The 24,602-nt window shown below is 63.9% G+C and carries 26 protein-coding genes; 14 read left to right on the forward strand and 12 right to left on the reverse strand.

All coding sequences use genetic code 11. The features are described 5' to 3' along the window. Window positions 1-6 precede the first annotated feature (6 nt). The 4 genes from MGMSRV2_RS06180 to MGMSRV2_RS06195 are packed head-to-tail and all read right to left on the reverse strand — an operon-like array spanning window position 7 to window position 1,957. Window positions 7-252, reverse strand: coding sequence for an acyl carrier protein (locus tag MGMSRV2_RS06180; RefSeq protein WP_024079498.1), 246 nt, complete (start codon window positions 250-252; stop codon window positions 7-9). Further along, window positions 249-500 (reverse strand): phosphopantetheine-binding protein, encoded by a 252-nt coding sequence (locus MGMSRV2_RS06185; RefSeq protein ID WP_234016346.1) that lies wholly within the window; start codon window positions 498-500, stop codon window positions 249-251. Before MGMSRV2_RS06185 ends, MGMSRV2_RS06180 begins: the two co-directional genes overlap by 4 nt. Beyond that, window positions 451-1,287, reverse strand: coding sequence for a lysophospholipid acyltransferase family protein (locus MGMSRV2_RS06190; protein WP_024079500.1), 837 nt, complete (start codon window positions 1,285-1,287; stop codon window positions 451-453). The genes MGMSRV2_RS06185 and MGMSRV2_RS06190 overlap by 50 nt, the downstream gene beginning before the upstream one ends. Next, entirely contained in the window at window positions 1,277-1,957 is a 681-nt protein-coding gene (locus MGMSRV2_RS06195; protein WP_052588882.1) for a beta-ketoacyl synthase chain length factor, read from the reverse strand. The genes MGMSRV2_RS06190 and MGMSRV2_RS06195 overlap by 11 nt, the downstream gene beginning before the upstream one ends. 234 nt (window positions 1,958-2,191) lie before the next feature. Between MGMSRV2_RS06195 and MGMSRV2_RS06200 the strand changes: the two genes are divergently transcribed. From MGMSRV2_RS06200 to MGMSRV2_RS06240, 10 genes are all read left to right on the forward strand, one after another. Then, entirely contained in the window at window positions 2,192-2,497 is a 306-nt protein-coding gene (locus MGMSRV2_RS06200) for a c-type cytochrome (RefSeq protein WP_024079502.1), read from the forward strand. A gap of 13 nt (window positions 2,498-2,510) precedes the next feature. Next, window positions 2,511-3,791: an NAD(P)/FAD-dependent oxidoreductase gene (locus MGMSRV2_RS06205; protein WP_024079503.1), complete on the forward strand. Its 1,281-nt coding sequence runs from the start codon at window positions 2,511-2,513 to the stop codon at window positions 3,789-3,791. 87 nt (window positions 3,792-3,878) lie between these two features. Next, window positions 3,879-4,922, forward strand: coding sequence for a sulfate ABC transporter substrate-binding protein (locus MGMSRV2_RS06210; RefSeq protein WP_024079504.1), 1,044 nt, complete (start codon window positions 3,879-3,881; stop codon window positions 4,920-4,922). 7 nt (window positions 4,923-4,929) lie between these two features. After that, window positions 4,930-5,754 (forward strand): sulfate ABC transporter permease subunit CysT, encoded by an 825-nt coding sequence (gene cysT, locus MGMSRV2_RS06215; RefSeq protein ID WP_024079505.1) that lies wholly within the window; start codon window positions 4,930-4,932, stop codon window positions 5,752-5,754. Then, complete coding sequence (cysW, locus tag MGMSRV2_RS06220; protein ID WP_024079506.1) at window positions 5,751-6,593, forward strand: sulfate ABC transporter permease subunit CysW; 843 nt, start codon at window positions 5,751-5,753, stop codon at window positions 6,591-6,593. The genes cysT and cysW overlap by 4 nt, the downstream gene beginning before the upstream one ends. Window positions 6,594-6,597: 4 nt before the next feature. Beyond that, entirely contained in the window at window positions 6,598-7,629 is a 1,032-nt protein-coding gene (locus tag MGMSRV2_RS06225; RefSeq protein ID WP_041633484.1) for a sulfate/molybdate ABC transporter ATP-binding protein, read from the forward strand. A gap of 13 nt (window positions 7,630-7,642) precedes the next feature. Next, window positions 7,643-10,093 (forward strand): ATP-binding protein, encoded by a 2,451-nt coding sequence (locus MGMSRV2_RS06230; RefSeq protein WP_024079508.1) that lies wholly within the window; start codon window positions 7,643-7,645, stop codon window positions 10,091-10,093. A 27-nt stretch (window positions 10,094-10,120) separates the two neighbouring features. Then, window positions 10,121-10,792: a response regulator transcription factor gene (locus MGMSRV2_RS06235; protein ID WP_024079509.1), complete on the forward strand. Its 672-nt coding sequence runs from the start codon at window positions 10,121-10,123 to the stop codon at window positions 10,790-10,792. Between the two features lie 65 nt (window positions 10,793-10,857). Continuing rightward, entirely contained in the window at window positions 10,858-11,025 is a 168-nt protein-coding gene (locus MGMSRV2_RS21390; protein WP_024079510.1) for a hypothetical protein, read from the forward strand. Window positions 11,026-11,105: 80 nt separating this feature from the next. Continuing rightward, window positions 11,106-12,005, forward strand: coding sequence for a sulfite exporter TauE/SafE family protein (locus MGMSRV2_RS06240; RefSeq protein WP_024079511.1), 900 nt, complete (start codon window positions 11,106-11,108; stop codon window positions 12,003-12,005). Here the strand turns inward: MGMSRV2_RS06240 and MGMSRV2_RS06245 are convergent. The 3 genes from MGMSRV2_RS06245 to MGMSRV2_RS06255 all read right to left on the reverse strand — a co-directional run bounded on the left by MGMSRV2_RS06245 (window position 12,002) and on the right by MGMSRV2_RS06255 (window position 14,337). Continuing rightward, window positions 12,002-12,493, reverse strand: a complete 492-nt coding sequence (locus MGMSRV2_RS06245) for an SOS response-associated peptidase family protein (protein ID WP_158497740.1) — start codon at window positions 12,491-12,493, stop codon at window positions 12,002-12,004. The genes MGMSRV2_RS06240 and MGMSRV2_RS06245 overlap by 4 nt on opposite strands. 31 nt (window positions 12,494-12,524) lie before the next feature. Then, a protein-coding gene (locus MGMSRV2_RS06250) for an IS630 family transposase (protein ID WP_144084247.1) occupies window positions 12,525-13,486 on the reverse strand; the annotation gives its coding sequence in 2 pieces (ribosomal slippage) (window positions 12,525-13,138 and window positions 13,138-13,486; 963 coding nt in all). 95 nt (window positions 13,487-13,581) lie between these two features. Further along, window positions 13,582-14,337 carry a TlyA family RNA methyltransferase gene (locus MGMSRV2_RS06255; protein ID WP_024079513.1) on the reverse strand — a complete coding sequence of 252 codons (756 nt, stop codon included), beginning with the start codon at window positions 14,335-14,337 and terminating at the stop codon, window positions 13,582-13,584. Window positions 14,338-14,433: 96 nt separating this feature from the next. On the opposite strand from MGMSRV2_RS06255, the gene MGMSRV2_RS06260 reads away from it, so the two are divergent. Continuing rightward, window positions 14,434-15,366 carry a histone deacetylase family protein gene (locus MGMSRV2_RS06260; RefSeq protein ID WP_024079514.1) on the forward strand — a complete coding sequence of 311 codons (933 nt, stop codon included), beginning with the start codon at window positions 14,434-14,436 and terminating at the stop codon, window positions 15,364-15,366. Window positions 15,367-15,609: 243 nt separating this feature from the next. Here the strand turns inward: MGMSRV2_RS06260 and MGMSRV2_RS06265 are convergent, their stop codons facing one another. Then, a complete protein-coding gene (locus MGMSRV2_RS06265; protein ID WP_024079515.1) occupies window positions 15,610-16,515 on the reverse strand; it encodes an ROK family protein in 906 nt (301 codons plus the stop codon). Window positions 16,516-16,588: 73 nt separating this feature from the next. Here MGMSRV2_RS06265 and MGMSRV2_RS06270 point away from each other — a divergent pair, with 73 nt between their 5' ends. From MGMSRV2_RS06270 to MGMSRV2_RS06280, 3 genes are all read left to right on the forward strand, one after another. Continuing rightward, entirely contained in the window at window positions 16,589-17,620 is a 1,032-nt protein-coding gene (locus MGMSRV2_RS06270; RefSeq protein WP_024079516.1) for an MBL fold metallo-hydrolase, read from the forward strand. Between the two features lie 185 nt (window positions 17,621-17,805). Continuing rightward, window positions 17,806-18,789, forward strand: a complete 984-nt coding sequence (locus tag MGMSRV2_RS06275) for a substrate-binding domain-containing protein (protein WP_024079517.1) — start codon at window positions 17,806-17,808, stop codon at window positions 18,787-18,789. Further along, window positions 18,786-20,735, forward strand: a complete 1,950-nt coding sequence (locus MGMSRV2_RS06280; RefSeq protein WP_024079518.1) for an ATP-binding protein — start codon at window positions 18,786-18,788, stop codon at window positions 20,733-20,735. The genes MGMSRV2_RS06275 and MGMSRV2_RS06280 overlap by 4 nt, the downstream gene beginning before the upstream one ends. A gap of 128 nt (window positions 20,736-20,863) precedes the next feature. On the opposite strand, the gene MGMSRV2_RS06285 is transcribed toward MGMSRV2_RS06280, so the two are convergent. The 4 genes from MGMSRV2_RS06285 to MGMSRV2_RS06300 all read right to left on the reverse strand — a co-directional run bounded on the left by MGMSRV2_RS06285 (window position 20,864) and on the right by MGMSRV2_RS06300 (window position 24,405). Further along, window positions 20,864-21,184 carry an ArsR/SmtB family transcription factor gene (locus MGMSRV2_RS06285; RefSeq protein ID WP_024079519.1) on the reverse strand — a complete coding sequence of 107 codons (321 nt, stop codon included), beginning with the start codon at window positions 21,182-21,184 and terminating at the stop codon, window positions 20,864-20,866. Window positions 21,185-21,336: 152 nt separating this feature from the next. Next, on the reverse strand, window positions 21,337-23,256 hold the full coding sequence (gene dxs / locus MGMSRV2_RS06290; protein ID WP_024079520.1) for a 1-deoxy-D-xylulose-5-phosphate synthase: 1,920 nt from the start codon (window positions 23,254-23,256) through the stop codon (window positions 21,337-21,339). Between the two features lie 4 nt (window positions 23,257-23,260). Then, window positions 23,261-24,094 carry a polyprenyl synthetase family protein gene (locus tag MGMSRV2_RS06295; RefSeq protein ID WP_084028243.1) on the reverse strand — a complete coding sequence of 278 codons (834 nt, stop codon included), beginning with the start codon at window positions 24,092-24,094 and terminating at the stop codon, window positions 23,261-23,263. Between the two features lie 65 nt (window positions 24,095-24,159). After that, a complete protein-coding gene (locus MGMSRV2_RS06300; protein WP_024079522.1) occupies window positions 24,160-24,405 on the reverse strand; it encodes an exodeoxyribonuclease VII small subunit in 246 nt (81 codons plus the stop codon). Between the last annotated feature and the right edge of the window lie 197 nt (window positions 24,406-24,602).

Here is a 24,602-nt window from a genome sequence, read left to right on the forward strand (position 1 = left end):
CCCCGTTTATTCGTTGAACAGTTCATGCACGCGGTCCACCACGTCGCCGACGGTGCGGACGGTCTTGAACTGCTCGGGCTTGATCTTGCGCCCGGTCAATTCCTGCAACTTCACCACCAGATCGACTGCGTCGATGCTGTCCAGGTCGAGATCCTCGTACAGGCGGGCCTCGGCGGTGATGCTTTCCGGCGCCACCTCGAACATTTCGGTCAGATAGCCGGCGAGAGAGGTCTGAATTTCGTCGCGGGTCATTCCTGGGCGTTCCCTTGCTGGGCACGGATGAAGGCAGCCAGATTGTCGATGCTGGCGAAGTGGTGACGCACGTCCTCGGTCACCGTGTCGATCTTGATGCCGAAGGTCTTGCGGATGGCCACCCCCAGTTCCAGCGCGTCGATGGAATCAAGGCCCAACCCGGTATCGCCGAACAGGGGTTCGGCGGCGTCGATGTCGTCAGGCGAGAGATCCTCCAACTTCAACGCATCGACGATCAATGTCTTCAAGTGCTGTTCCAGCGTGTCCATGACCCAATTTTTCCAGGTAGAAGTTATCCAGATGAGCGACCAGCCGCCGCGCCGCCACCGAACGGATATGGCCGTCGGTGAAACGTTCGATGTCCAGCAATTCTCCCACCTCCAGGCAAAAGCGCGAACGCTTTTCCGGCACCCGCCACCACGGATTGCCCTTGTGCAGGACCGGCGGGTCGCAGGTGATGGTCAGCACCTGCACCGGACAATCGGCGGTGATGGCCAGATTGGCGAAGCCGCGTTGCAGCTTGGGCCGGGTGCCGGGGATGGTGCGGGTGCCTTCGGGGAAGATGATCAGGTTGAGCCCTGCGTGCAGGTCGCGGGTGCAGGCGGCGACCAGGTCTTCCGGCTCCAGATCGTTGCGGATGAAGCCGGCGCCGCCCACGGTCAGGCGGTAAAGCGGATGCCGCCACAGCCCGGCCTTGACGATGCATTGCACCTTAGGCGTCGCCGCGATGATCATCACCACATCCAGCAGCGACGGGTGATTGGCGACGATCAGGGCGCCTTGCAGGTGACGCAGCCGTTCGCCGCCCTTGATGTCGATATCGGCCACCCGCAAGACCTTGATGGCAGCGCAATAAAGCCGAAACGCCAGATGCATGGCGTAAAGGATGCGGCGCTGCCGGGCCTCGGCGGAGCGGGTGACCAGATTGATGGCCGGAAACACCGTCACCGCCATCAGCGTGCCGCCGACGGCGATCAGCGACAGGAACAAGGCGGTGCCGAAACCGCGCCACAGCTGGCCAGGATCAAGCCGCATGGGACCACCGCCAAGCATGACGCCCACCCTGGACGGCGACGTCGATATCTTGCTCCAGCACCGACAGGAACGACCGCGCCAGGCACTGGCCGGCAGTCCCGGTGCCGGGGTGCAGATCCATATGGACAACCCGCGCCACAGGCGATTCCGGCGGCACCAGCAGCACGGCCAGGGCCACCGGCGCCGGGACGTCATCGTCGTCCAAGGCGGTGTACAGGGACGGCAACGGCTCGTCGAAATAAAGCAACAGGGCGGGTGCCGCCTGCTCGGCGACGAAACCGGCTGCTTCCAGCAGGCCATAGCCGAAAGAATCCGGGCCGGCGGCCACCGCCGAGTGGCCCTGGCGGTTGCCGGTGGCGATGGACAGCAGCCCGGCCAGGGCATGATGCACCGCCAGACTGAATTCAGCCGGCGACACCTCGCCGCTTTCGGCCAGGGCATTGAGCAGATCGAAGGTGCGGACGTATTCGCCATGGCGCGAGGCCAGGATCAGGCGCGGCTCGCCATCGGTGGGCAGGACCGTCCAGGCGGCCTCCAGCGCTTTGCGCCCGATGGCCGAGACGCGGCGGCGCAACAGGGACGGCAAAGCCGGGCGGGCGGGCGGCACCATACCGCCCACGGCCAGGACATCGGCATGTCCATCCCAGGCCGCCCAAGCGGCAACGCGCACGCAAACAGACACCACCCTCTCCCCCGGATGCCGGTCAACTGATCACACGACCAGGGATTTAGCACGCAAGGAAGCCTTAGTCGAACGACATTACAACCATCACGAAAAGTCGCCCACCCACTCCACATTTCACATACAAAGCGCAGTAATCTACTAAATGATAGATTTATGGTTGACATGGACTAAGCACATGGGCACCCTGATCGCAGACAAATTCATCGGAACGGATCGACCATGAAGCGCCCATTCTTCATTCTCGCCCTCGGCCTGCTGGCCACCGCCCCCCATCCCGCGTCCGCCACCGATCAACTGCCCAACCAGGGCAGCGTCCTGGCCGGCCCCTGCGCGTCGTGCCATGGCAGCGACGGTAGCGGCGCCGGCGCCATTCCGGCCTTGAAGGGTCGCCCCGCCTCGGTCCTGCTCGACCAGTTGAAGGCCTTCCGCTCGGGCGCCCTGCCCTCGACGGTCATGGGCCGGCTGGCCAAGGGCTATTCCGACGATCAGCTGTCGCAGCTGGCCGCCCATTTCGGCGACAAGTAAGGAGCGCCCGACCATGACCACCCGTCTTTCCCGCCGCTCCTTCGGCCTGCTGGCCGGCGCCGCCGCCCTTACCGGCCTATCCGCCTGCGCCGCCCGTCCGCCGGCCAAGGCCCGCGTCGTGGTCATCGGCGGCGGCTTCGGCGGCGCCACCACCGCCAAGTATATCCGCCGCCTCGACCCGGCCATCGACGTCACCTTGGTCGAACGGTCCAAAAGCTTCGTCACCTGCCCGTTCAGCAACGCCGTCATCGGCGGCTTGCAGGATATTTCCACCATCACCCATTCCTATGATGCGCTGTCCGAGCGCTGGGGCGTGGACGTCATCCACGATGAAGCCATCGCTGTCGATACGGTGAAGAAGATCGTGGCGCTGAAGGGTGGGCGCCAATTGTCCTATGACAAGCTGGTGGTGGCCCCAGGAATCGATTTCAAATGGAACGCCATCGAAGGCTACGACGAAAAGGCGGCGGAAATCCTGCCGCATGCCTGGAAGGCCGGGGCCCAGACCATCACCTTGCGCCGTCAGCTCGAAGCCCTGGAAGATGGCGGTGTCGTCGCCTTGTCGGTGCCGGCCAACCCCTATCGCTGCCCGCCCGGCCCCTATGAGCGGGCCAGCCTGATCGCTCATTACCTGAAGACGACAAAGCCCAAGTCCAAGCTGTTGATCCTTGACGGCAAGGACAGCTTTTCCAAGCAGGGCCTGTTCCAGGATGCCTGGGCCAAGATGTATCCCGGCCTGATCGAATGGGTGCCGCTGTCCAAGGACGGCAAGATCACCAAGGTCGACGCCGCCGCCCGCGTGCTGGAAAGCGAATTCGGCACCAAGCACAAGGTGGCGGTGGCCAATGTCATTCCGCCGCAACAGGCCGGCGCCATCGCCCATGTGGCCGGGCTGGTGGACAAGTCGGGCTGGGTGCCGGTGGATGCCAAGACCTTCGAGGCCAAGCAGGCCAAGGACGTTTACGTGGTCGGTGACGCCACCATCGCCGCTCCGCAGCCCAAATCGGGCTTCATCGCCAACGCCCACGGCAAGGTGGTGGCCGCCACCATCGTCAATGCCGTGAACGGCAAGGGGCAATTGGAACCGTCGTGGGCCAACACCTGCTATTCGCTGATCGCCCCCGATTACGGCATCACCGTCGCCGGCGTGTACCGGGTCGGCGACAAGGGATTGGAAGAAGTGCCCGGTTCCGGCGGCGTCAGCCCCAAGGACGCCGATGCCCAGTTCCGCGCCCTGGAAGCCCGTTATGCCCGGGATTGGTACAAGTCCATCACCACCGACACCTGGGGCTGAGGAAAACCGGCGACGGCACCGCCCGTCGCCTTTTTCCGGCCCGATAAACCTAATTTCCGATAGACTTCTATCTTAGGAGCCGAATAAATGACCTGGTTTCTGATCCAAGACATCAAGCGTGCCGCCATCGCCGCCGCTGCCGCCACCGCCATCGCCGCCGCCATCGCGGTGGCCATTCCCGGCGCCCAGGCGGCCGAGCCCAAGACCTTGCTGAACGTGTCCTATGACCCGACGCGCGAGCTTTACCAGGAATTCAACGCCGCTTTCGTCAAGTCGTGGAAAGCCAAGACCGGCGAGGATTTGAAGATCAACCAGTCGCATGGCGGCTCGGGCAAGCAGGCCCGCGGCGTCATCGACGGCCTGGAAGCCGACGTGGTCACCCTGGCGCTGGCCTACGACATCGACGCCATCGCCGAAAAGGCCAAGCTGCTGGGGCCCGATTGGCAGAAGCGTTTGTCCTATAATTCGTCGCCCTACACCTCGACCATCGTCTTCCTGGTCCGCAAGGGCAATCCCAAGAACATCAAGGATTGGGACGACCTGATCCGCTCCGACGTCCAGGTCGTCACCCCCAATCCCAAGACCTCGGGCGGCGCGCGCTGGAACCATCTGGCCGCCTGGGGCTATGCCCTCAACAAGTGGAACAACGATCAGGCCAAGGCCGAAGATTTCGTCGGCAAGATCTACAAGAACGTTCCGGTGCTCGATACCGGCGCGCGCGGCTCGCTGACCACCTTCGCCCAACGGGGCATCGGCGACGTCTTCCTGTCGTGGGAAAATGAAGCCATCCTGGCCAACCGCGAATTCGGCGGCGGCTTCGAGACCGTCATCCCCAGCCTGTCCATCCTGGCCGAGCCGCCGGTGGCGGTGGTCGACAAGGTGGTCGACCGTCGGGGCACCCGCACCCAGGCCGAGGCCTACCTGAAGTTCCTCTATTCACCCGAGGGCCAGGAAATCGCCGCCAAGAACCACTATCGTCCGCGCGATCCCGATATCGCCAAGAAGTACGCCTCCGACTTCCCCAATGTGCGGCTGTTCACCATCGACGACGTCTTCGGCGGCTGGGGCAAGGCACAGAAGGAACATTTCGGCGATGGCGGCATCTTCGACCGCATCCAGGCCAAGAAGTAAACCAACCATGACGGCCAAAACCGTTCGCGTCATCCCAGGGTTCTCGCTAACCCTGGGATTGACCATAGGCTATCTGTCGCTGGTGGTGCTGATCCCGCTGGCCGCCTTGATCCTGAAAGCCGCCGGCATGACCGCCCAGCAATGGCTGGGCACCTTGACCGATGCGCGCGTGCTGGCCTCGTTCCGACTGTCGTTCGGCGGTGCCGCCATCGCCGCCCTGGTCAACGGAATCTTCGGATTGCTGGTGGCCTGGGTGCTGGTGCGCTATCCGTTTCCCGGACGCAAGGTGATCGATGCCTTCATCGACCTGCCCTTCGCCCTGCCCACCGCCGTCGCCGGCATCGCGCTGACCGCGCTTTACGCCCCCAACGGCTGGATCGGCAGTCTGCTGCCGTTCAAGGTCGCCTTCACCCCCTTGGGCGCCATCATCGCCATGATCTTCATCGGTGTCCCCTTCGTCGTGCGCACGGTCGAACCGGTGTTGCAGGACGTCGACGCCGAATTGGAGGAAGCCGCCGCCTGTCTGGGCGCCAGCCGGGTGCAGACCTTTGTCCGCGTCATCCTGCCGTCCATTGCCCCGGCGCTTCTGACCGGCATCTCGCTGGCCTTCGCCCGTGCGGTGGGCGAATACGGCTCGATCATCTTCATCGCCGGCAATCTGCCCGGCGTGTCGGAGATCGCGCCGTTGCTGATCGTCACCAAGCTGGAACAATACGATTACGTCGGCGCCACCGCCATCGCCAGCCTGATGCTGGCGGTGTCCTTCGCCATGCTGCTGGCCATCAACATGCTGCAAAAATGGAACCGCCAACGCCTGGGGGGATTGTCATGAGCCGCGCCGCCACCCGCGACCCCGTCCTTGTCCGCTGGCTGCTGATCGCCGTCGCCATCGCCTTCCTGGCCCTGTTCCTGGTGCTGCCCCTGGCCGCCGTGCTGACCGAGGCCTTGCGCAAGGGGGCCGATGCCTATTGGCGATCCCTGGGCGGCGACGACACCTTGGCCTCGATCCGCCTGACCCTGCTGGTCGCGGGCATCGCCGTGCCGCTCAATCTGGCCTTCGGCCTGGCGGCCAGTTGGGCCATCGCCAAGTTCGACTTTCCTGGCAAGGCCTGGCTGATCTCGTTCATCGACCTGCCGTTTTCGGTGTCGCCGGTGATCTCGGGGCTGATCTACGTGCTGTTGTTCGGCGCCCAAAGCGCCCTGGGGCCGTGGCTGATCGAACACGACGTCAAGATCGTCTTCGCCGTGCCCGGCATCGTCCTGGCCACCATCTTCGTCACCTTCCCCTTCGTCGCCCGCGAGTTGATCCCGCTGATGGAGGAACAGGGCCGCGACGAGGAGGAAGCCGCCCTGACCCTGGGCGCCGGCGGCTTGCGCACCTTTTGGGCCATCACCCTGCCCAACGTCAAATGGGGATTGCTGTACGGAGTGTTGCTTTGCAACGCCCGCGCCATGGGCGAGTTCGGCGCCGTTTCCGTGGTGTCGGGCCACATTCGCGGCCTGACCAACACCATGCCCCTGCATGTGGAGATCTTGTACAATGAATATGATTTCGTCGGCGCCTTCGCCGTCGCCTCGCTCCTCGCGCTTCTGGCCCTGGTCACCCTTGGCGCCAAGACCACGCTTGAATGGTGGCACCGCGACGAACTTGCCGCCTCGGGAAAGCATTGACGCCATGATCGAAGTCAACCATCTGTCCAAACGCTTCGGCAGCTTCAACGCCCTCGACGACATTTCCTTGCGCATCACGCCGGGCAAGCTGGTGGCGCTGCTGGGGCCGTCGGGGTCGGGCAAGACCACGCTGCTGCGCATCCTCGCCGGGCTCGACCACGCCGATGGCGGCGCCGTCCATCTGAACGGCCTGGACGCGTCGTCGCTCAAGACCCGCGACCGCCGCGTCGGCTTCGTCTTTCAGCATTACGCCTTGTTCCGGCACATGAGCGTGGCCGAAAACGTCGCCTTCGGCCTCAAGGTGCGCAAGGGCCCGGACAAGCCCGGCAAGGCCGAGATCAACGACCGCGTCGCCCGCCTGCTCGATCTGGTGCAATTGTCCGGTCTGGCCGGGCGTTATCCGTCGCAATTGTCGGGTGGCCAGCGCCAGCGCGTCGCCCTGGCCCGCGCCCTGGCGGTGGAACCGCGCCTGCTGCTGCTGGACGAACCCTTCGGCGCGCTCGACGCCCAGGTGCGCAAGGATTTGCGCCGCTGGCTTCGGCAATTGCACGACGACATGGGGCTGACATCGGTTTTCGTCACCCACGACCAGGAAGAGGCGCTGGAACTGGCCGACGAAGTGGTGGTGATGAGCAAGGGGCGTATCGAGCAGATCGGCACCCCCGCCGACATCTACGACAACCCGGCGACGCCCTTCGTCTTTCAGTTTCTGGGCAATGCCAACCGGCTCGACGCCCGGGTCAAGGACGGTATCGCCCAGGCGGCCCATTGGCAGGTGGCGGCCCCCGGCATCGCCGACGGACCGGCCCAGGCCTTCATCCGCCCGCATGAGATCGAGGTCGATCCCAACGGCAACGATGCGGTGATCCGCCATCAGGTAGTGCTGGGGCCGACGGTGCGCCTTGACCTGCAACTGCCCGGCGGCGCCCACGCCGAGGCGGTGATCGACCGCGAATCCCATGCCCGCCTGGGGCTGGAGCCGGGGCGTCAGGTCGGCCTGGGGGCCCGTCGGGTGGTGGTTTTCGCCGTACCTTGACGATAAAGCCGGATTGGTCGAGGCTTGCGGCCATGATTTGCCGCATCACCTTGCCCACTTCGTCATGACCGCCAGAACGACCACCATTTCGTCCACCGGCGAATTCACCGATGGTCATTTGGAGGCGGGATTCAACCAAGGTTCGGTGTCCCGCGCCCGCGCCAGCGCCCGGCTGTGCGTCATGGCCACCACCATGACCAGCATCGGCTTCGCGCCCCTGGACGTGATGATGCTGGACGGCGACACCCTGGCCTTTTTCCTGGGTGACCGTCTGCTGATCGCCCTGTGGTGCCTGGCCGTCATGATCGCGCTGGCCCGTCCGGCCAGCTATGGCCGGGTGGTGGCGCTGACCTATGTCCACCAATATGTCTTCTTCACCCTGAACGCCCTGATCTTCAATCACCCGGTGCTGCTGCGCCACGGCGGCGCGCTGATGCCGCTGATCGCCATCACCTTGTTCATGTTCCTGCCCGGCAGCTTCCGCGCCTCGGCCTTGCTCAGCGCCTTCGCCGCCGGCATCAGCCTGCTGTTCTGGGGCGGGTTGCGGCCCCAGCCCGAGGCGCTTTTGGACCTGGGCATCATCTTCATGCTGACCGTCGTCGCCTATGTGGTCGGCGGTCTGGCCCGCAGCCAGTCCGGGCGCATGCAGCGCGAGGAATACCTGCATATCGAGCGCGAGCGCCAGACCAACCACAATCTGATGCAGGCGAAAGAGGCGGCCGAGGCCGGGGCACGGGCCAAGGCCGACTTCCTGGCGGTGATGAGCCACGAAATCCGTACCCCCATGAACGGCGTCTTGGGCATGGTCCGACTGGTTCTGGAAAGCCCGCTGGCCGAAAATGACCGCAGCCGGCTGGAAACCGCCTGCCATTCCGCCGAAGGCCTGCTGACCATCCTGGACGACATCCTGGACCTGTCCAAATTGGAATCCGGCTCGTTCCGGTTCCATCACGCCCCCTTTCAACTGCGCCCGTTGCTGGCTGGGGTGATCGCCCTGATGGATGTGCGGGCGGCGGAAAAGGGGCTGACCCTGACCTTGGATGTCGCCCATGACATCCCCGATTGGCTGGACGGCGATGGCGGGCGGTTGCGCCAGATTCTGTTCAACCTGATCGGCAACGCCGTCAAGTTCACCCAGGCCGGCGGCGTCACCATCACCGCCCGCCGCCGGGACGACGCGCCCGACCGGGTCGGGGTGGAATTTTCCGTCACCGATACCGGGCCGGGCATCGATGACAGCCAATATCCCCGCCTGTTCCAGCCGTTCAGCCAGGCCGATGCCTCGATCAGCCGGCAGTTCGGCGGCACCGGCCTGGGACTGGTGATCTGCAAACGGCTGGTCGAGGGCCTGGGCGGCAGTATCGGCGTCGACAGCACCCCCGGCAAAGGCAGCCGCTTCTTCTTCCGCCTCGACTTCGCCCCGGCGCGGGCGCCGCAAGCGGGAACGATATCGCCCCCCGCCATGGCGCCGTTGACGCCATTGACCGTCTTGCTGGCCGAGGACAATCCGGTCAACCAGCACGTCGCCCAAGCCATGCTGGAAAGCGGCGGCCACCACGTCACCGTCGCTGTCGACGGCGCCCAGGCGGTGGAGATGGCGGCACGCGGTGGTTTCGACCTGATCTTGATGGATATGCAAATGCCCAAGATCGACGGGCTGGAAGCCACCCGCCGCATCCGCGCCCTGCCCGGACGGGCCGGATCGGTACCGATCATCGCCCTGACCGCCAACGCCCTGCCCGGCGATGCCGCCCGCTGCCGCGCCGCCGGCATGGACGGGCATATCGCCAAACCCATGGAGCGCCGTACCCTGGAAGCCGCCATGGCCCAAGCCACCGGCACCGATCTTTGCGCCGATCTGCTGTTGGTGGGGGAGGACGATGATGCCATTCGCCGCCGGCTGTCGCGCCTGGGCCACCGGGTGTTCAGCGCCGCCACCCCCGCCATCGCCACCAACATGCTGGCCGCCCGCCCCTTCGACGCCGTGCTGACACTGAGTCCAGGCGATCATGACGCCTTGGGCGGTTTCATCGCCGATCATGACGCCTTGGGCGATTTCATCGCCACGCTGCCCCTGCCGCCACCCTTGCACGCCCTGACCACGGAGATGACCGACGGCACCCTGGCCGCCATCATCGCCGACCTTACCACCGCCCCCACCCGGCTCGAGGAAATGCTGGGCCCCGACCATATGACCAGGATCTTGACCCTGTTCGTCGCCAGCGCCCGTGAAGCCCTGACGGCGCTGGAAGCCGGTATCGATGGCGAATCCCTACAGGCCTTGGCCCACCGCATCAAGGGCAGCGCCGCCAGCCTGGAAATGACCGCGTTGGCCGCGGCCGCCGCAAAGGTGATGCAAGGAAATGCATTGGATATAGGCGCGCGCCATGACTTGCAGACCGCCTTGCAAAAGGCCATTGTGTCGGTCGAGGCGAAGTTTTGCGCAAAAAGCCCCGAAAATTGAATTTCCCTTCATTCATGACTGCATCTGATGACCGCAGATACCATTCTTGTCGTTGAAGACGCCCCAGAATCCTTGGAAATGGTTGCCGGCTACCTGGAACAGCAAGGGTATTCATGCTTGCGTGCCGCCAATGGCGCCCAGTTGCGCGCCGCCTTGCAAAAGTCCCAGCCGGCCCTGATCATCCTGGACATCAACCTGCCCGATGCCGACGGCATCGCCCTGGCGCATGAGTTGGATTTGGGCAAGCGCGGCGGCTTGATCTTTCTGACCAGCCGCGACGCCGACGAGGACGAGATCAATGGCCTGGAAGCCGGTGGCGACGATTACATCATCAAGCCGGTCAATCTGCGCACGCTGCTGGCCCGTGTCCGCAACGTGCTGCGCCGGTCGGGCGAGTCCATCCTCACCTTCGACGGCTGGACCCTGGATGTGATCCGGCGCGAATTGTTCCGCCCCAACGGCCAGATGCTGGAACTGACCTCGGGCGAGTTCAACATCCTGGCCGCGCTGGCCGCCCAGCGCCCACAGCCGCTCAGCCGCGATTTCCTGCTCGACGTCATCAGCAACCGCGACCCGCGTCAGGTCAGCGACCACACCGTCGACACCCTGGTCGCCCGCCTGCGCCGCAAGATGCGCGACGGCGACACCGAAGCCCCCATCGTCACCGTGCGCGGCCTGGGATACGCCCTGGCCGGATAGATGTTTGATCCCGGCGCGCCGGCGCGATACCATGCGGGCGGATACCGGAACCATCGGAGAAGAAAATGAAGATCGTTCTCGCGGCTGCCGCCGTCGCCCTGCTCGCCGCCTGCTCCCCCTATGAAGCCGCGCTGGAAAGCCGCATCACCCCGCGCCCGCAGGCGCCGGTGACCAAGGCCGATGCCGCCGCCCTCACCCCCTATGACACCGCCGCCTATTTCAAGGGCAAATAAGCGTCCCCACTCGGATGGGGGAGTGACGGCGCCGATGGCGCCGTCTATATATTAGGGCAAATTAATTCAAGGATTGCCCCTTGCCCATCTACCTGCCCATCGCCGGCCTGTCGGTCAATCTGTATGCCCTGCTGGCCTTGGGTGGTGGCGTCGGCTTTCTGTCGGGGCTGTTCGGTGTCGGCGGCGGTTTTCTGCTGACGCCCTTGCTGATGTTCCTGGGCGTGCCGCCGGCGGTGGCGGTGGCCACCGGCGCCAATCAGGTGGTCGGCGCCAGCGTCTCGGGCCTGATCGCCCATTGGCGGCGGCGCAATGTGGACGTGCGCATGGGCGCGGTGCTGACCATGGGCGGCTTCGCCGGGTCGGGCCTGGGCGTGATCTTGTTCGGCTGGCTGAAAAGCCTGGGCCAGATCGATCTGGTCATTTCCATCTGCTATGTGGTGTTCCTGGGCTTCATCGGCGGCACCATGGCGGTGGAATCGGTGGGCGCCTTGTTGAAATCCGGCGGCGGCGGCGTGCTTCGCAAGCGCCATCGCCATCCCTGGCACAGCCTGCCCTTCAAGATGCGCTTTCCCCGCTCGGGTCTTTACATCAGCGCCCTGATCCCGCTGGGCGTCGGCGTCTTCGGCGGCGTGCTGGCGGCGCTGATGGGGGTGGGCGGCGGCTTCGTCATGGTGCCCTTGATGATCTATGTGCTGGAGATGCCGACGGCGGTGGTGGTCGGCACCTCGCTGTTGCAGATCATCTTCGTCACCGCCAACGTCACCTTGCTGCAAGCCATCACCACCCACACGGTGGACGTGGTGCTGATGCTGACCTTGCTGATCGGCGGCGTCATCGGTGCCCAGTTCGGCGCCCGCCTGGGTGGACGCATGCGCGGCGAGCATCTGCGTCTGGCCCTGGCCCTGATCGTGCTGGCGGTGTGCCTGCGCCTGGGCTGGGATCTGGCCACCCCACCCGCCGACATCTACGGTCTGAATTAACCGAACAGATCGGGCTGGCGCGGCGGCGGTTGATCAACCACCGCTGTGATCGGCGTTTCCACCACCTGGGGCGCGCCGCCGTGCAGCCAGCGTTCATCGACCAGAAGCGGCATACGGTCGTGCACGGGGGCGATATCGGGGGTGGCGACGCCGGTCAAGATGACGAAAGTGTCGCCATCCCTGAGCCCGGCAAAGGATAAAATCCGGCCATCGCTGGGCGTCAGCCGCATCTTGACCTTGGCCGCATCCCATTCCCACCAGGCGCTGGCAGGCACCAGCAGGCGATTCCCGAGCAGGCGGCGGAAGGTGGGCTTGTCCCGCACCGTCTCGACCCGGGCATTGATCAATGGGGCGTTGTCCCATTCCACCTTCAGCCCCCAGCGCAGCATATGGGCGCCGTCGGGCGCCACCACCACGGCCCGGTCGGTGGGGCGGAACTCGGTAACATTGGGCCAAGGCGGCGGCAGGCGCAGGTGAAATCGCGCCATGATCTCGGCCACGGGATGGTTTAGAGCATTTTCACATCGAGCGTCCATATCCGTCGTGGGCGAAGAAATTGGCGCATTCCTCGGGCGGAAACAGGTCGATGAGTTTTCCGATCACGTCCCATAAGGTGTTGATGGTGCGGGCTTGCGCCTTTCGCAGCAGGCTCTTGAGCTTGGCGAAGGCGAGCTCGATGGGATTGAGGTCTGGGGAGTAGGGCGGCAGATACCGCAGGGTGGCCCCTCGGGCTTCGATGAGTTGCTTGACCCCTGCCACCTTGTGGGCGGGCAGATTGTCCATTACGACGATGTCGCCGGGCCGCAAGGTCGGAGCCAGGACCTGCTCGACATAGGCCAGGAAGATCGCGCCATTCATCGCCTTGTCGATGACGAAGGGGGCGGAGATTCCGTCATGCCGGAGCGCCCCGACGAAGGTGGTCATTTTCCAATGACCGTGCGGCACCGCAGCCAGCAGCCGCTGACCGCGCGGCGCCCGTCCGTAGCGCCGGGTCATGTTGGTCGATGCCCCGGTTTCATCAAGGAAGACCAAGCGGGTTGGGTCCAGCGCCGGCTGCTCGGCTCGCCAGGCGATGCGTCCTTCGGCTACGTCGGGACGTTCCTGCTCGGCAGCATGCGCACTCTTTTTTTCAGACTGAGGTCGAGCCGCTCAAGCGTGTTCCACAGGCCGCCGACGCTGATCGACACGCCCAATTCGGCCAGAACCCAGGCGCGCAACTCAGCCAGCGTGGCATCGGGCTCGACCTTGATCTGCGCCTGCAACGCCTCAAGGTGAGCCGCCAGCTTCTGTCCTGGCCGCCCAGGCCGTGGCTTCACCGTCGTCTCGCCGGTGGCCCGGCGGCGGCCTTGGGCCTTGTAGATGTACGAAACGCTCACCCGGAACAGCGGCGCCACCTCGTAGGCGCTCATGCCGCTGTCCACAGCCGCCAAAACTCTATCGCGCAAGTCCTGAGAATAGGACTGCCCTGAGCGCCACGTCATCGCATCATCCTCGGGAGCGTTGTTACCGAAGATGTTGAATCACAAAATGACCTCAGGGGGAATCCTCTACCGATTCCGCTCGGCGTGAAACCGCTCTAGTTGGAAGCGGGAACACATTTGCGACCAACCATCAGGAATTCCTTGTTGCCCTCCGGCCCCTTGATCGGGCTGTCACACAGGCCGATCACTTCCCAGCCGGGATTGCTGGGCAGCCAAGTGGTGATGCGCTCGCACACCTCGGCGTGCAGTTCCGGTTCACGCACCACGCCGCCCTTGCCGACCCGGCCCTTGCCCACCTCGAATTGCGGCTTGATCAGCGCCACCAGGATGGCGCCGTCGCCAGCCAGAGTGAGGGCGGCGGGCAGCACCGTTTCCAGGCCGATGAAGCTGGCGTCGCACACCACCATGTCCACCCGTTGGGGGATTTGCTCGGTCGTCAGATAGCGGGCATTGGTGCGTTCCAGCACGATGACGCGATCGTCGCTGCGCAGTTTCCAGGCCAATTGCCCATGACCGACATCGACGGCATAGACGCGGGCGGCGCCCCGGCTCAGCAGCACGTCGGTGAAGCCGCCGGTGGAGGCGCCCACATCCACCGCCACCTTGCCCGTGGGGTCGATGGCGAAGCGGTCCAACGCCTCGACCAGCTTCAAGCCGCCGCGCGACACCCAAGGGTGATCCTGGCCCTTCAGTTCGATACCAGCATCCTCGGCCACCTGGGTGCCGGCCTTGTCGATCTTCTTGCCGCCGACGATGACCAGCCCGGCCATGACCAGGGCCTGGGCCCTGGCCCGGCTTTCAGCCAGACCGCGATCCACCAGCAATTGATCTATGCGAACGCGCAATCCCATCAGACATAGCCCCATGCGAAAATCGGGTATGGCAATTACCCTTGGCTTCACCGACAATCAATCAAACACCAATAAGGGACGTCCGACGAAACGCCAATGGCTACCTTGCTGTTCACGCACCCCGTCTGCCTGAAACACGATACAGGCGACTACCACCCCGAATGCGCCGACCGTCTGAAAGCGGTCCTCGCCGGTCTCGAAACCGAGGAATTCAGCCTGTTGCAGCGCGAGGAAGCGCCCCAGGCCAGCCGTGAACACTTGCTGCGCGCCCATTGCCCCCATCACGTCGACCACGTGCTGTCGTCGGTACCCGAACCGGGCGAGTTTTTCCACATCGATCCCGACACCATCTTGTCGTATCAGTCGGGCGACGCCGCCTTGCGTTCCGCCGGGGCCGGCTGTGCCGCCGTCGACGCGGTGGCGACCAAGCAGGCCCGCAACGCCTTTTGCGCCGTGCGCCCGCCGGGGCACCACGCCGAGCGCGACGCCGCCATGGGCTTTTGCCTGTTCAACAATGCTGCCGTAGCCGCCCTGCACGCCCGTGACGCCCACGGCTTCAAGCGTGTCGCCATCGTCGATTTCGACGTCCATCACGGCAACGGCACCCAGCATATCCTGTGGGACGAGCCGGGCATGTTCTATGCCTCGACCCACCAGGAACACGCCTATCCCAATACCGGTCTGGCCGAGGAAACCGGCGGCGTCGGTCGCATGGTCAACGTGCCCTTGCCTGCGGGCTGTGCCTCGGACGATTTCCGTCAGGCCTTCGCCGACATGCTGGTCTACAAGCTGCGCGAGTTCGCCCCCGACTTCCTGATCATCTCCGCCGGCTTCGACGCCCATGCCGCCGATCCGCTGGCCCATCTGCGGCTGAAGACCAGTGATTTTAAATGGGCGACCGAGCAATTGCTGGAGGTGGCCGCCGAAACCGCCGACAACCGGGTGGTGTCGGTGCTGGAAGGCGGCTACGACATCGAGGCCCTGGCCGCCTCGGTCAAGGAACACGTGCGCGCCTTGATGGGCATGTAATGAGTAATTCGGGGAAAAGTCCTTCGCTGCGCTCAGTGTACTTTTCCCCGTTGATGTAACCGGAGAAAAATAGGCTTGGGGCGGCCCTGCGCCTATTTTTCGCTTTTACGTTTTACCGCCTTTGCCGGGCAAAGGCGGGAGAAAGACCGAAATCCGCGCGGAAAGCTCGCTTGAGCACGGGTTTGCTTTGTGAAAAACGGGAAAAAGTACACCGAGGCGAAGCCGAGGGACTTTTCCCCGAATTCACCATAACCACGCCGCCCCGCGCACGCCGGACGAATCGCCGTGCGTGGGCGGCAGCAACTTCGTCTCCACCGTATCCGAGAACACGTATTCCCCCCACAAGCGGGGCACGTTGCGGTACAGCCGCGCCATGTTGCCGACGCCGCCGCCCAGCACGATCACCTGCGGGTCAACAATGTTGATCACCCCGGCCAGGGCGCGGGCCAACCGGTCCTCGTAGCGGGCCAGCACGCCTTCGGCCAGATCATCGCCCCGTTCGGCCAAGACGATGATCTCGGGCACCCGCAGGCCGTGGCCGTGCTGACGTTCCAGACCGGGGCCGGACAGAAAGGTCTCGATACAGCCGGCCTTGCCGCAATAGCACATATGCCCCGGTATTTCGTCGGCCTGCGGCCAGGGCAGCGGGTTGTGGCCCCATTCACCGGCAATGGCGTTGGCGCCGGCCAGCAGCCGGCCATGCACCACCACGCCGCCGCCGACCCCGGTCCCCAGGATGACGCCAAAGACGATGGCGGCCCCCTGCCCCGCCCCATCGGTGGATTCGGACAGGGCGAAGCAATCGGCGTCGTTGGCCAGCCGCACCGGACGGGCCAAGGCAGTCGCCAGATCGCGGTCGAAAGGCCGCCCGATCAACCAAGTGGAATTGGCGTTCTTGACCAGACCGGTCTTGGCACTGATGGTGCCGGGGATGCCGACGCCGACGCTGCCGCCCCGACCCAACCGGCTTTCCAGCCCCAGCACCAGATCGCGGATGGTAGCGACGGTGCCGTCATAATCACCGCGCGCGGTGGCCACCCGCAGGCGGTCAAGCTCGGCACCGCTGTCACGGTCAAGGGCGATGGCTTCGGTCTTGGTGCCACCCAAATCGATGCCGATACGAAGGGTGGGCTTGCGATCGTCGTTCATGATCCAAATTTAACCTGTTGCCGCATTGCGTCAAATCGGTATCTTGATGCGTAAAATATGGAGCAAGCCCCCGGTGACCTACGTCCAGCTCGACCATCCCTTCCCCATTCCCCCCGATACCGCCAGCGTGCGGGAAGTGGCGCCGGGAATCCTGTGGATTCGCATGCCGCTGCCCTTCGCCCTTGACCACATCAATCTGTGGGCCTTGGCCGACGGCGATGGCTGGGTTGTGGTCGATACCGGCGTGGGCAACGACGAGACGCTGGCCCATTGGGATTCCTTGCTGGCCGGGCCCTTGGGCGGCAAGCCGATCACCCGATTGATCTGCACCCATTTCCACCCCGACCATATGGGGCTGGCTGGACCACTATGCCAGCGCTTCGGCATCCGCCTGACCGCCACCATCGGCGAATGGACCTATGGCCGCATGCTGATGCTGGAAGGCGGCGAGGATTATATCGACAATCAGGTCGATCATTACCGCCGTTGCGGCTATGACCGGGACTTGCTGGAGGGCGTGCGCGAGCGGTCCGGCGGTTACAAGGACCGCATCAGCTGGATACCGGCCAATGTCTCGGTCATCCGTCATGGGGATCGGCTGACCATCGGCGGACGGGCTTGGCAGGTATTCACCGGCAACGGCCATTCGCCCGAACATGCCTGCCTATATTGCCCGGATTTGAACGTGCTGATTTCCGGCGACCAGATTTTGCCGCGCATCTCGCCGGTGGTCGGCGTCTGGCCGCAAGAGCCGGATTCCGACCCGCTCAGCCAGTTCATGGACAGCCTGGAACGGCTGAAAGCGGCTTTCCCCGCCGATTGTCTGGTCCTGCCGTCACACAAATTGCCGTTTCGCGGCCTGCATGAACGGGCCGACGAATTGCTGGCCCATCACCACCAGCGGCTGGCCCTGGCGTTGGAATGCTGCACCCAGCCCAGCACGGCGCTTGAGGTGCTGCGCCGCCTGTTCCAACGCCCGCTCGACCCGCATCAGACCGGCTTCGCCGCCGGTGAGACGGTGGCGCATCTGAACCACCTGATCCACAGCGGGCAAGTGGTGCGCAGCGAGGATGCGGACGGGGTGTGGATTTATGGCAAAAGCTAGGCCCCCCTTCCCAGCCGCCACGCCCGTGCATAATGGCAGCGCATGGATCATCTCACGGACACCTTCGCGCAAATGATCCAGCTTGCTCAACACCCTCCGGTATGCAATACCTGAATTCTGTGTCGCAACGCCGGATGACGCAGGCATCTCGGTGCGACTTGGGCTGAGGATTCGGGAAGGCAGCAATGGCGTTGATCACCCGGCGCGGACTTTTTCATACCGCCTTCAGCTTTGCCGTCACTGCCGCAATGGCCCCGTTGAGTGCCGTCGGGGCAGAGCCGGCGCCGCGCCGGATCGCCTATGTGGTATCCGACCTGCGAATCCCGTTCTGGGACATCATGTGGCGAGGCATCCAGTCACGGGCGGCGGCGTTGGGCTATCAGGCCCAAGCGTATAGCGCGGACAACAACGCCAGATCCGAGATCACCAATCTGGTCAACGTCATCAGGTCAGGGGTCAGTGGGATCATCCTGTCGCCGACCAATTCATCAGCCGCCGTCACCTTGCTTAAGCTCGCCAACGATGCCTCCATACCTGTGGTGGTGGCTGACATCGGCGCCGATGGCGGCGAGTACGTCAGTTATATCTCGTCTGACAACCGCGACGGCGCCTATCGCATCGGGCGCGTCCTGGCCGCCAAACTGAAGGCCCTGGGCTGGGCCGACGGCAGAGTGGGTATCATCGCCATCCCGCAGAAGCGTGCCAATGGCCAAGCCCGCACCGCAGGGTTCATGCAGGCCATGGAAGAAGCCGGACTCAAGGGAGCCGGCATTCGCCAGCAGGTGGATTTCTCCTACCAGGAGACCTTCGACCACACCCGCGATCTGCTGGCCACCGCGCCCGATATCCGGGCCATCTGGCTTCAAGGTTCGGATCGTTACCAAGGCGCGCTTGACGCCATCGCCGCCGCCGGACGGACGGGGCAGGTACTGCTGATGACCTTCGACGCCGAGCCGGAGTTCCTTGAGATGATCCCCCGGGGCACCCTGGCCGGGGCGGGAATGCAACAGCCCTTCCTGATGGGGGAGAGAGCGGTCGAGACCATGGCCCGGCACCATAACGGCCAACCGGTCGAGCGTGAGCAGAAGTTGCCAGTCCTGGCGGTGTCCGAGGACAATATCAAGGCAGAGATGTCCACCATACGGCGTAACGTGTTGGGACTGAAGTGACGCGCTCCAACTATTCCATTTTCACCGTCATAGGACTGGTCATTGTATCCACCGTAGCGGCGGTAATGATCGCCAGCGGAGTGGCCAATTTCCTTTATGCCAAAAGTGTCATTTCCGCCCAACTGCGCGAACACACCGAAGCCAAGGCAAATACCACCGCTCGAAGCGTTGCCCCTTACATGCAGGCCTATGCGGTCAACGACTATCTCGGCATCCTGGCGCATGAGATGGAGGAGGAATACCGCGCCATAACGGTTCGGGATATCCGCATGGCCGAACTCACCGGGCAAAAAGAATTCGTCTCGGGCAAAGTGAGGGTGCCCCCCGGTGCCGTGACCGACTACGATCAGGGCACCCCCAGCCACCATGCCGTGACCGCCAATTGCTTCCATACCCACCGGGCACCGGTTCTCGCCGATACCGGCCAAGTCATTGGCGAGGTCACGGTCTGTGCATCGGACCAATTGGTCCAACGTGAACTCGAGCGCACCATCCGCAACTCGGCGATCAACCTGACACTGGTTGCGACGATCCTGATCGTGGTTTTGTTCCTGGTTATCTCCCGGGTGGTCATCGCGCCAATCACCGGCATAGCGGCCTCGGTGTCGCGGGTCGACCAGCTTGGCATTCCAATCAATCCCGCCGCCATGACGGGCGCGCGGGAAATCGTCATTCTCGCCAGCGGCTTCAACCAGATGGTCGCGGTGATCCGCGCCTCGATTGAAAAGCTCGACCAGAACCGCAAAGAACTGGAACGCCATCAACTGGCCTTGTCAGCCGCCGACCAGGCTCAGCGTGAAATCATCTGGGGAACCCATGCCGGAACCTGGGAATGGAACGTCGAGACCGGTGAGACCAAGTTCAATGAACGTTGGGCCGAGATCGTCGGCTACTCGCTTAGTGAACTGCAACCGGTCAGCATCGCCACCTGGCTGCGCTTCGTCCATCCCCAGGACCAGCTTCGCTCGGAGGCCGAACTAAAGCAGTGCTTCCTGGGTGAACGCGAGGTCTACGAGTGCGAATGCAGGATGCGCCACAAGAGTGGCGACTGGGTGTGGGTGCTCGATCGCGGCAAGGTCGTGGAGTGGACGGCAGACGGACAGCCGTTGCGCATGTCCGGCATCCATCTCGACATCACCGAACGCAAACAGGCGGAAGCCGAGCGCGAGAGGATCAAGAACAATCTACAGCGCTCAAACGAGGATTTGGAACAGTTCTCCTACGCCATCTCCCACGACCTGCAAACTCCATTACGCAACGTTTCAAGCTTCCTGCAATTATTGCAGCGACGGTGCGGCAGCCAAATATCCTCCGACGCCAACGAGTACATTGAGTTTGCGGTCAGTGGCGCCAAACATATGTCGGAGATGATCCACAGCTTGCTTGAATATTCCCGGGTAAGTTCACAAGGGCAGACGTTCGAGCCGATGGAGTTGGACGACGCCCTGCGGGTCGCCTTACAGGATCTGTCGGCCACCCTCGCCGAAAAGAACGCCACGGTCACCGCCGAGCCGCTGCCCAGAATCATGGGCGATCCGCTGCAATTGGCGCGCTTGTTCCAGAATCTGATCGGTAACGCCGTCAAGTATCACCCCCCTGATGCGGTGCCGAAGGTGGCGATCACCGTGCAGCGGATGGACGAGGAATGGGAAATTGCCGTCGCGGATAACGGGATCGGCATCCCGCCCGACCAGATCGAGCAACTGTTCAAAGTATTCCGGCGGCTGCACACCTCCCAGGAATACGAGGGTCACGGTGTCGGTCTGGCTGTGTGCAAGCGTATCGTCATGCGGCATGGCGGGCGCATCTGGGCGGAATCCGAAGGCGCCGGCCACGGCAGCCGGTTCGTCTTCACCCTGCCTGTCATGGCCCAGCCGATCAGGACGCCGCCGGAAGCCTCGACCGCTGACGGTGCGAGGGATATTCCGACCGTGTCATCGACATAAGAGCATTTGCCGCTGATCGGTGGACGCGGGCGGCAAGAAACGGCATGGGGTCGTCCGGCCCCTTGGGCCTAACCAAGCCGTGATGCCCCAGACCTAAAGTTCCGACAATTATCCTCGGGCAAAAAGCCTCAAGCGGCGCAGGCGCCGCCGTTATCCTTGGCGCAATAAAGACCGTACAGGGTGTTGATGACGGCGCTGGCCTCGGCCCCCGACAGCGAATAATAGATGGTCTGGGCCTGACGGCGGGTCTGCACCAGATTGTCGCGGCGCAGGCGCGCCAGATGCTGCGACAGGGCCGATTGCGACAGACCGATCAGCCGCTCCAACTCGCCCACCGACTTTTCACCATGCAAAAGCTGGCACAGGATCATCAGCCGGTGTTCATTGCTCATAGCCTTCAGCAGGGTGCTGGCACGCCGCGCGCTATCTTGGAGCTTATCCAATTCCATTTCCGACACCCTTATACCACTTGCAATCGGTCATATATCATACCACTCATTCTTGATGTTTCAATATTAGCGCGCAGAGTATTTTCCAGAATACTCGGAAAATAGCCGATTATTGAACACAGAATTATGTGTTGTATACCAAGGCAGCCCGGTCAGGCGCTGGCCACCGCCGCCGACTGCCCCAAGGCCGCCAGCACGCAGGCGACGATGTGCGGGGCATTGAGACCGGCCAGATCGTATTGCTTGAGCGGCGCTTCGTGTTCCAGGAAAACATCGGGCAACACCATGGGCCGCACCTTCAGGCCGCGATCCAGGGCACCGGAATGGGCGAGGAAATGCAGCACCTGGGCGCCGAATCCGCCGATCGAGCCTTCCTCGATGGTCACCAAAACCTCGTGCTCGCGCGCCAGACGCAAGATCATGTCCTGATCCAACGGCTTCATGAAGCGGGCATCGGCGACGGTGGTGGACAGCCCGCGCGCCGCCAGTTCGTCGGCGGCCTTCATCGCCTCGCCCAGGCGGGTGCCCAGCGACAACAGGGCGACGCGGCTGCCTTCACGGATGATACGGCCCTTGCCGATGGGCAGCACCTCGCCGCGCACCGGCAGGTCCAGGCCGACACCTTCGCCGCGCGGATAGCGGAAGGCGGACGGACGATCATCCAAGGCCTTGGCGGTGGCCACCGCATGCATCAACTCCAGCTCGTCCGCCGGGCTCATCAACACGATGTCGGGCAGACAGCCGAGATAGGCCAGATCGAAGGCGCCGGCATGGGTGGCGCCGTCGGCGCCGACCAGACCGGCCCGGTCGATGGCGAAGCGCACCGGCAGCTTCTGGATGACCACGTCATGCACCAACTGGTCATAACCACGTTGCAGGAAGGTGGAATAGAGCGCACAGAACGGCTTGAAGCCCTCGCAGGCCAGACCGGCGGCGAAAGTCACCGCGTGCTGTTCGGCGATGCCGACGTCGAAGCAGCGATTGGGAAAGCGCTCGGCGAATTTGTCCAGGCCGGTGCCGGCGGGCATGGCGGCGGTGATGGCGACGACGCGGTCGTCATTTTCCGCTTCGGCCAGCAAGGCTTGTGCGAACACCGAGGTGTAACTGGGCGCGTTGGCCTTGGGCTTGGCCAGGGCGCCAGTGACCACGTCGAACTTGCCGACGCCGTGATACTTGTCGGCGGCCTGTTCCGCCGGCGGATAGCCGCGGCCCTTCTTGGTCACCACATGGATCAGTACCGGCTTGTTGTCCTCGGAATCGCGGACGTTCTTCAGTACCGGCAGCAGATGGTCGAAATTGTGGCCGTCGATGGGGCCGACGTAATAAAAGCCCAGTTCCTCGAACAACGTGCCACCGCCGGAAACGAAGCCGCGGGCATATTCCTCGGCCCGCTTGGCCGCGCGCTCCAGGGGCGGCGGCAGCATGGCCGCCAGATCCTTGGCGAAGTGGCGAATGGACAGATAAGGCCGCGACGACAGCAGACGCGACAGATAGGCGCTCATGGCGCCGACCGGAGGGGCGATGGACATGTCGTTGTCGTTCAAGATGACGACCAGACGCGAATCCATGGAACCGGCATTGTTCATGGCCTCATAGACCATGCCGGCGCTCATGGCGCCGTCACCGATGACGGCGATGACGTTGAAATCCTCGCCCTTGAGGTCGCGCCCCACCGCCATGCCCAATCCCGCGGAAATGGACGTCGAGGAATGGCCGGCGCCAAACGGGTCGTATTCGCTTTCCGAACGCTTGGTGAAGCCCGACAGCCCGCCGCCCTGACGCAGGGTGCGGATGCGTTCCTTGCGCCCGGTCAGGATCTTGTGCGGATAGCACTGATGCCCCACGTCCCAGATCAGCTTGTCGACGGGGGTCTGGAAAACGTGATGCAGGGCCACGGTCAGCTCGACCACGCCCAGACCGGCGCCCAGATGACCGCCGGTGATGGACACCGCCTCGATCATTTCCTGGCGCACTTCATCGGCCAGTTGGCGCAATTGCTCGGGCGTGAAGGCGCGGGTATCGGCGGGACAATCGACGCCGTCGAGCAGACGTTGGGAAGTGCTCATGGTCATATCCTTACACGCTGCGGGTGACGACATAGCGGGCCGTCAGCCTCAGCAAATGGGCAGCATCGCCGAAGGGGTCCAAATGGCGGCAGGCCTGTTCGGCCAGCATGTCCGCCTGAGCGCGGGCGTGCTCGACCCCCAGCAGGGAAACAAAGGTGGCCTTGCCGGCATCGGCATCCTTGCCCAATTTCTTGCCCACCTGCATCTCGTCACCCTGCACATCCAACAGATCGTCGGCAATCTGGAAGGCCAGACCCAGATCGTGGGCGTAATTCTTCAAGGCCAGCCGCAACGACGACGGTGCCTTGCCCAGGATGGCCCCGGCTTCGCAGGCGAAACCGATCAGCCGACCGGTCTTCATTTGCTGCAAGCGGGTGATGTCGGCCATATCCATGGTCAATTGCGCCGCCTGCAAATCGACCATCTGGCCGCCGACCATGCCCATGCCGCCAGCGGCGTGGGCCAGTTGCCACACCAATTCACAGCGCACCGCGGGATCGGGATGGGTGGACTCAGCCGCCAGCACTTCAAACGCACGCGATTGCAGGGCATCACCGGCCAGAAGTGCGGTGGCCTCATCGAACTGACGATGACAGGTGGGGCGGCCCCGGCGCAGATCGTCGTCATCCATGCACGGCAGATCGTCGTGGATCAGCGAATAGCAATGCACCATTTCCAAGGCGCAGCCGACCCGCAACGCCGCCGCCGGCGACACGTTGAACAAGGACGCCGCCTGCACGGTCAGGAACGGGCGCAGCCGTTTACCACCGTCCAGGGCACTATAGCGCATGGCATCGTGGACGCGGCGCTCGGGCCCGTCGGGCACGGGCAGCAGATGGGCCATTTCGTCATTGACGGCAGCCGCGTTGGCGGCCAGGGCCTCGAGCAGAATGTCGGACACGTGCGGGGTCACTCGATGCCGGCGGGTTCAAGCCCGATGGCGCCATCGCCGCCCAGCACGATCTTATCGACCTTGGCCTGGGCCTCCTTCAGCTTGGCTTCGCAGTGACGCTTCAAAAGCGCGCCGCGCTCATAGGCGCCGATGGCGTCGTCAAGCCGGGTCGAGCCGGTCTCCAGCTTGCGCACGATGGCGTCAAGTTCAGCCAGCGCGTCCTCGAAACTAAGCGTGGCGATGTCGGGCGGCAGGTCGGCCATGGCGCCAATGTCTCTCTTATTATTCTGGGGTTCCTGAATGAAGGGGGGAAGTTTACGGATGCAAGACAGCAAAGGCAAGCAAACCGGTTGATTGAATTCGCATCACCGCCATTGACAGCGGGGGGCCGGTTTGTATAAAAGCCCCTTTCTTCCCGAGAATGTGGGCGCGTCATGCGTCCCGCCCCAGGTGAAACTGG

The organism is Magnetospirillum gryphiswaldense MSR-1 v2 (assembly GCF_000513295.1).
Taxonomy (GTDB): Bacteria; Pseudomonadota; Alphaproteobacteria; order Rhodospirillales; family Magnetospirillaceae; genus Magnetospirillum; species Magnetospirillum gryphiswaldense.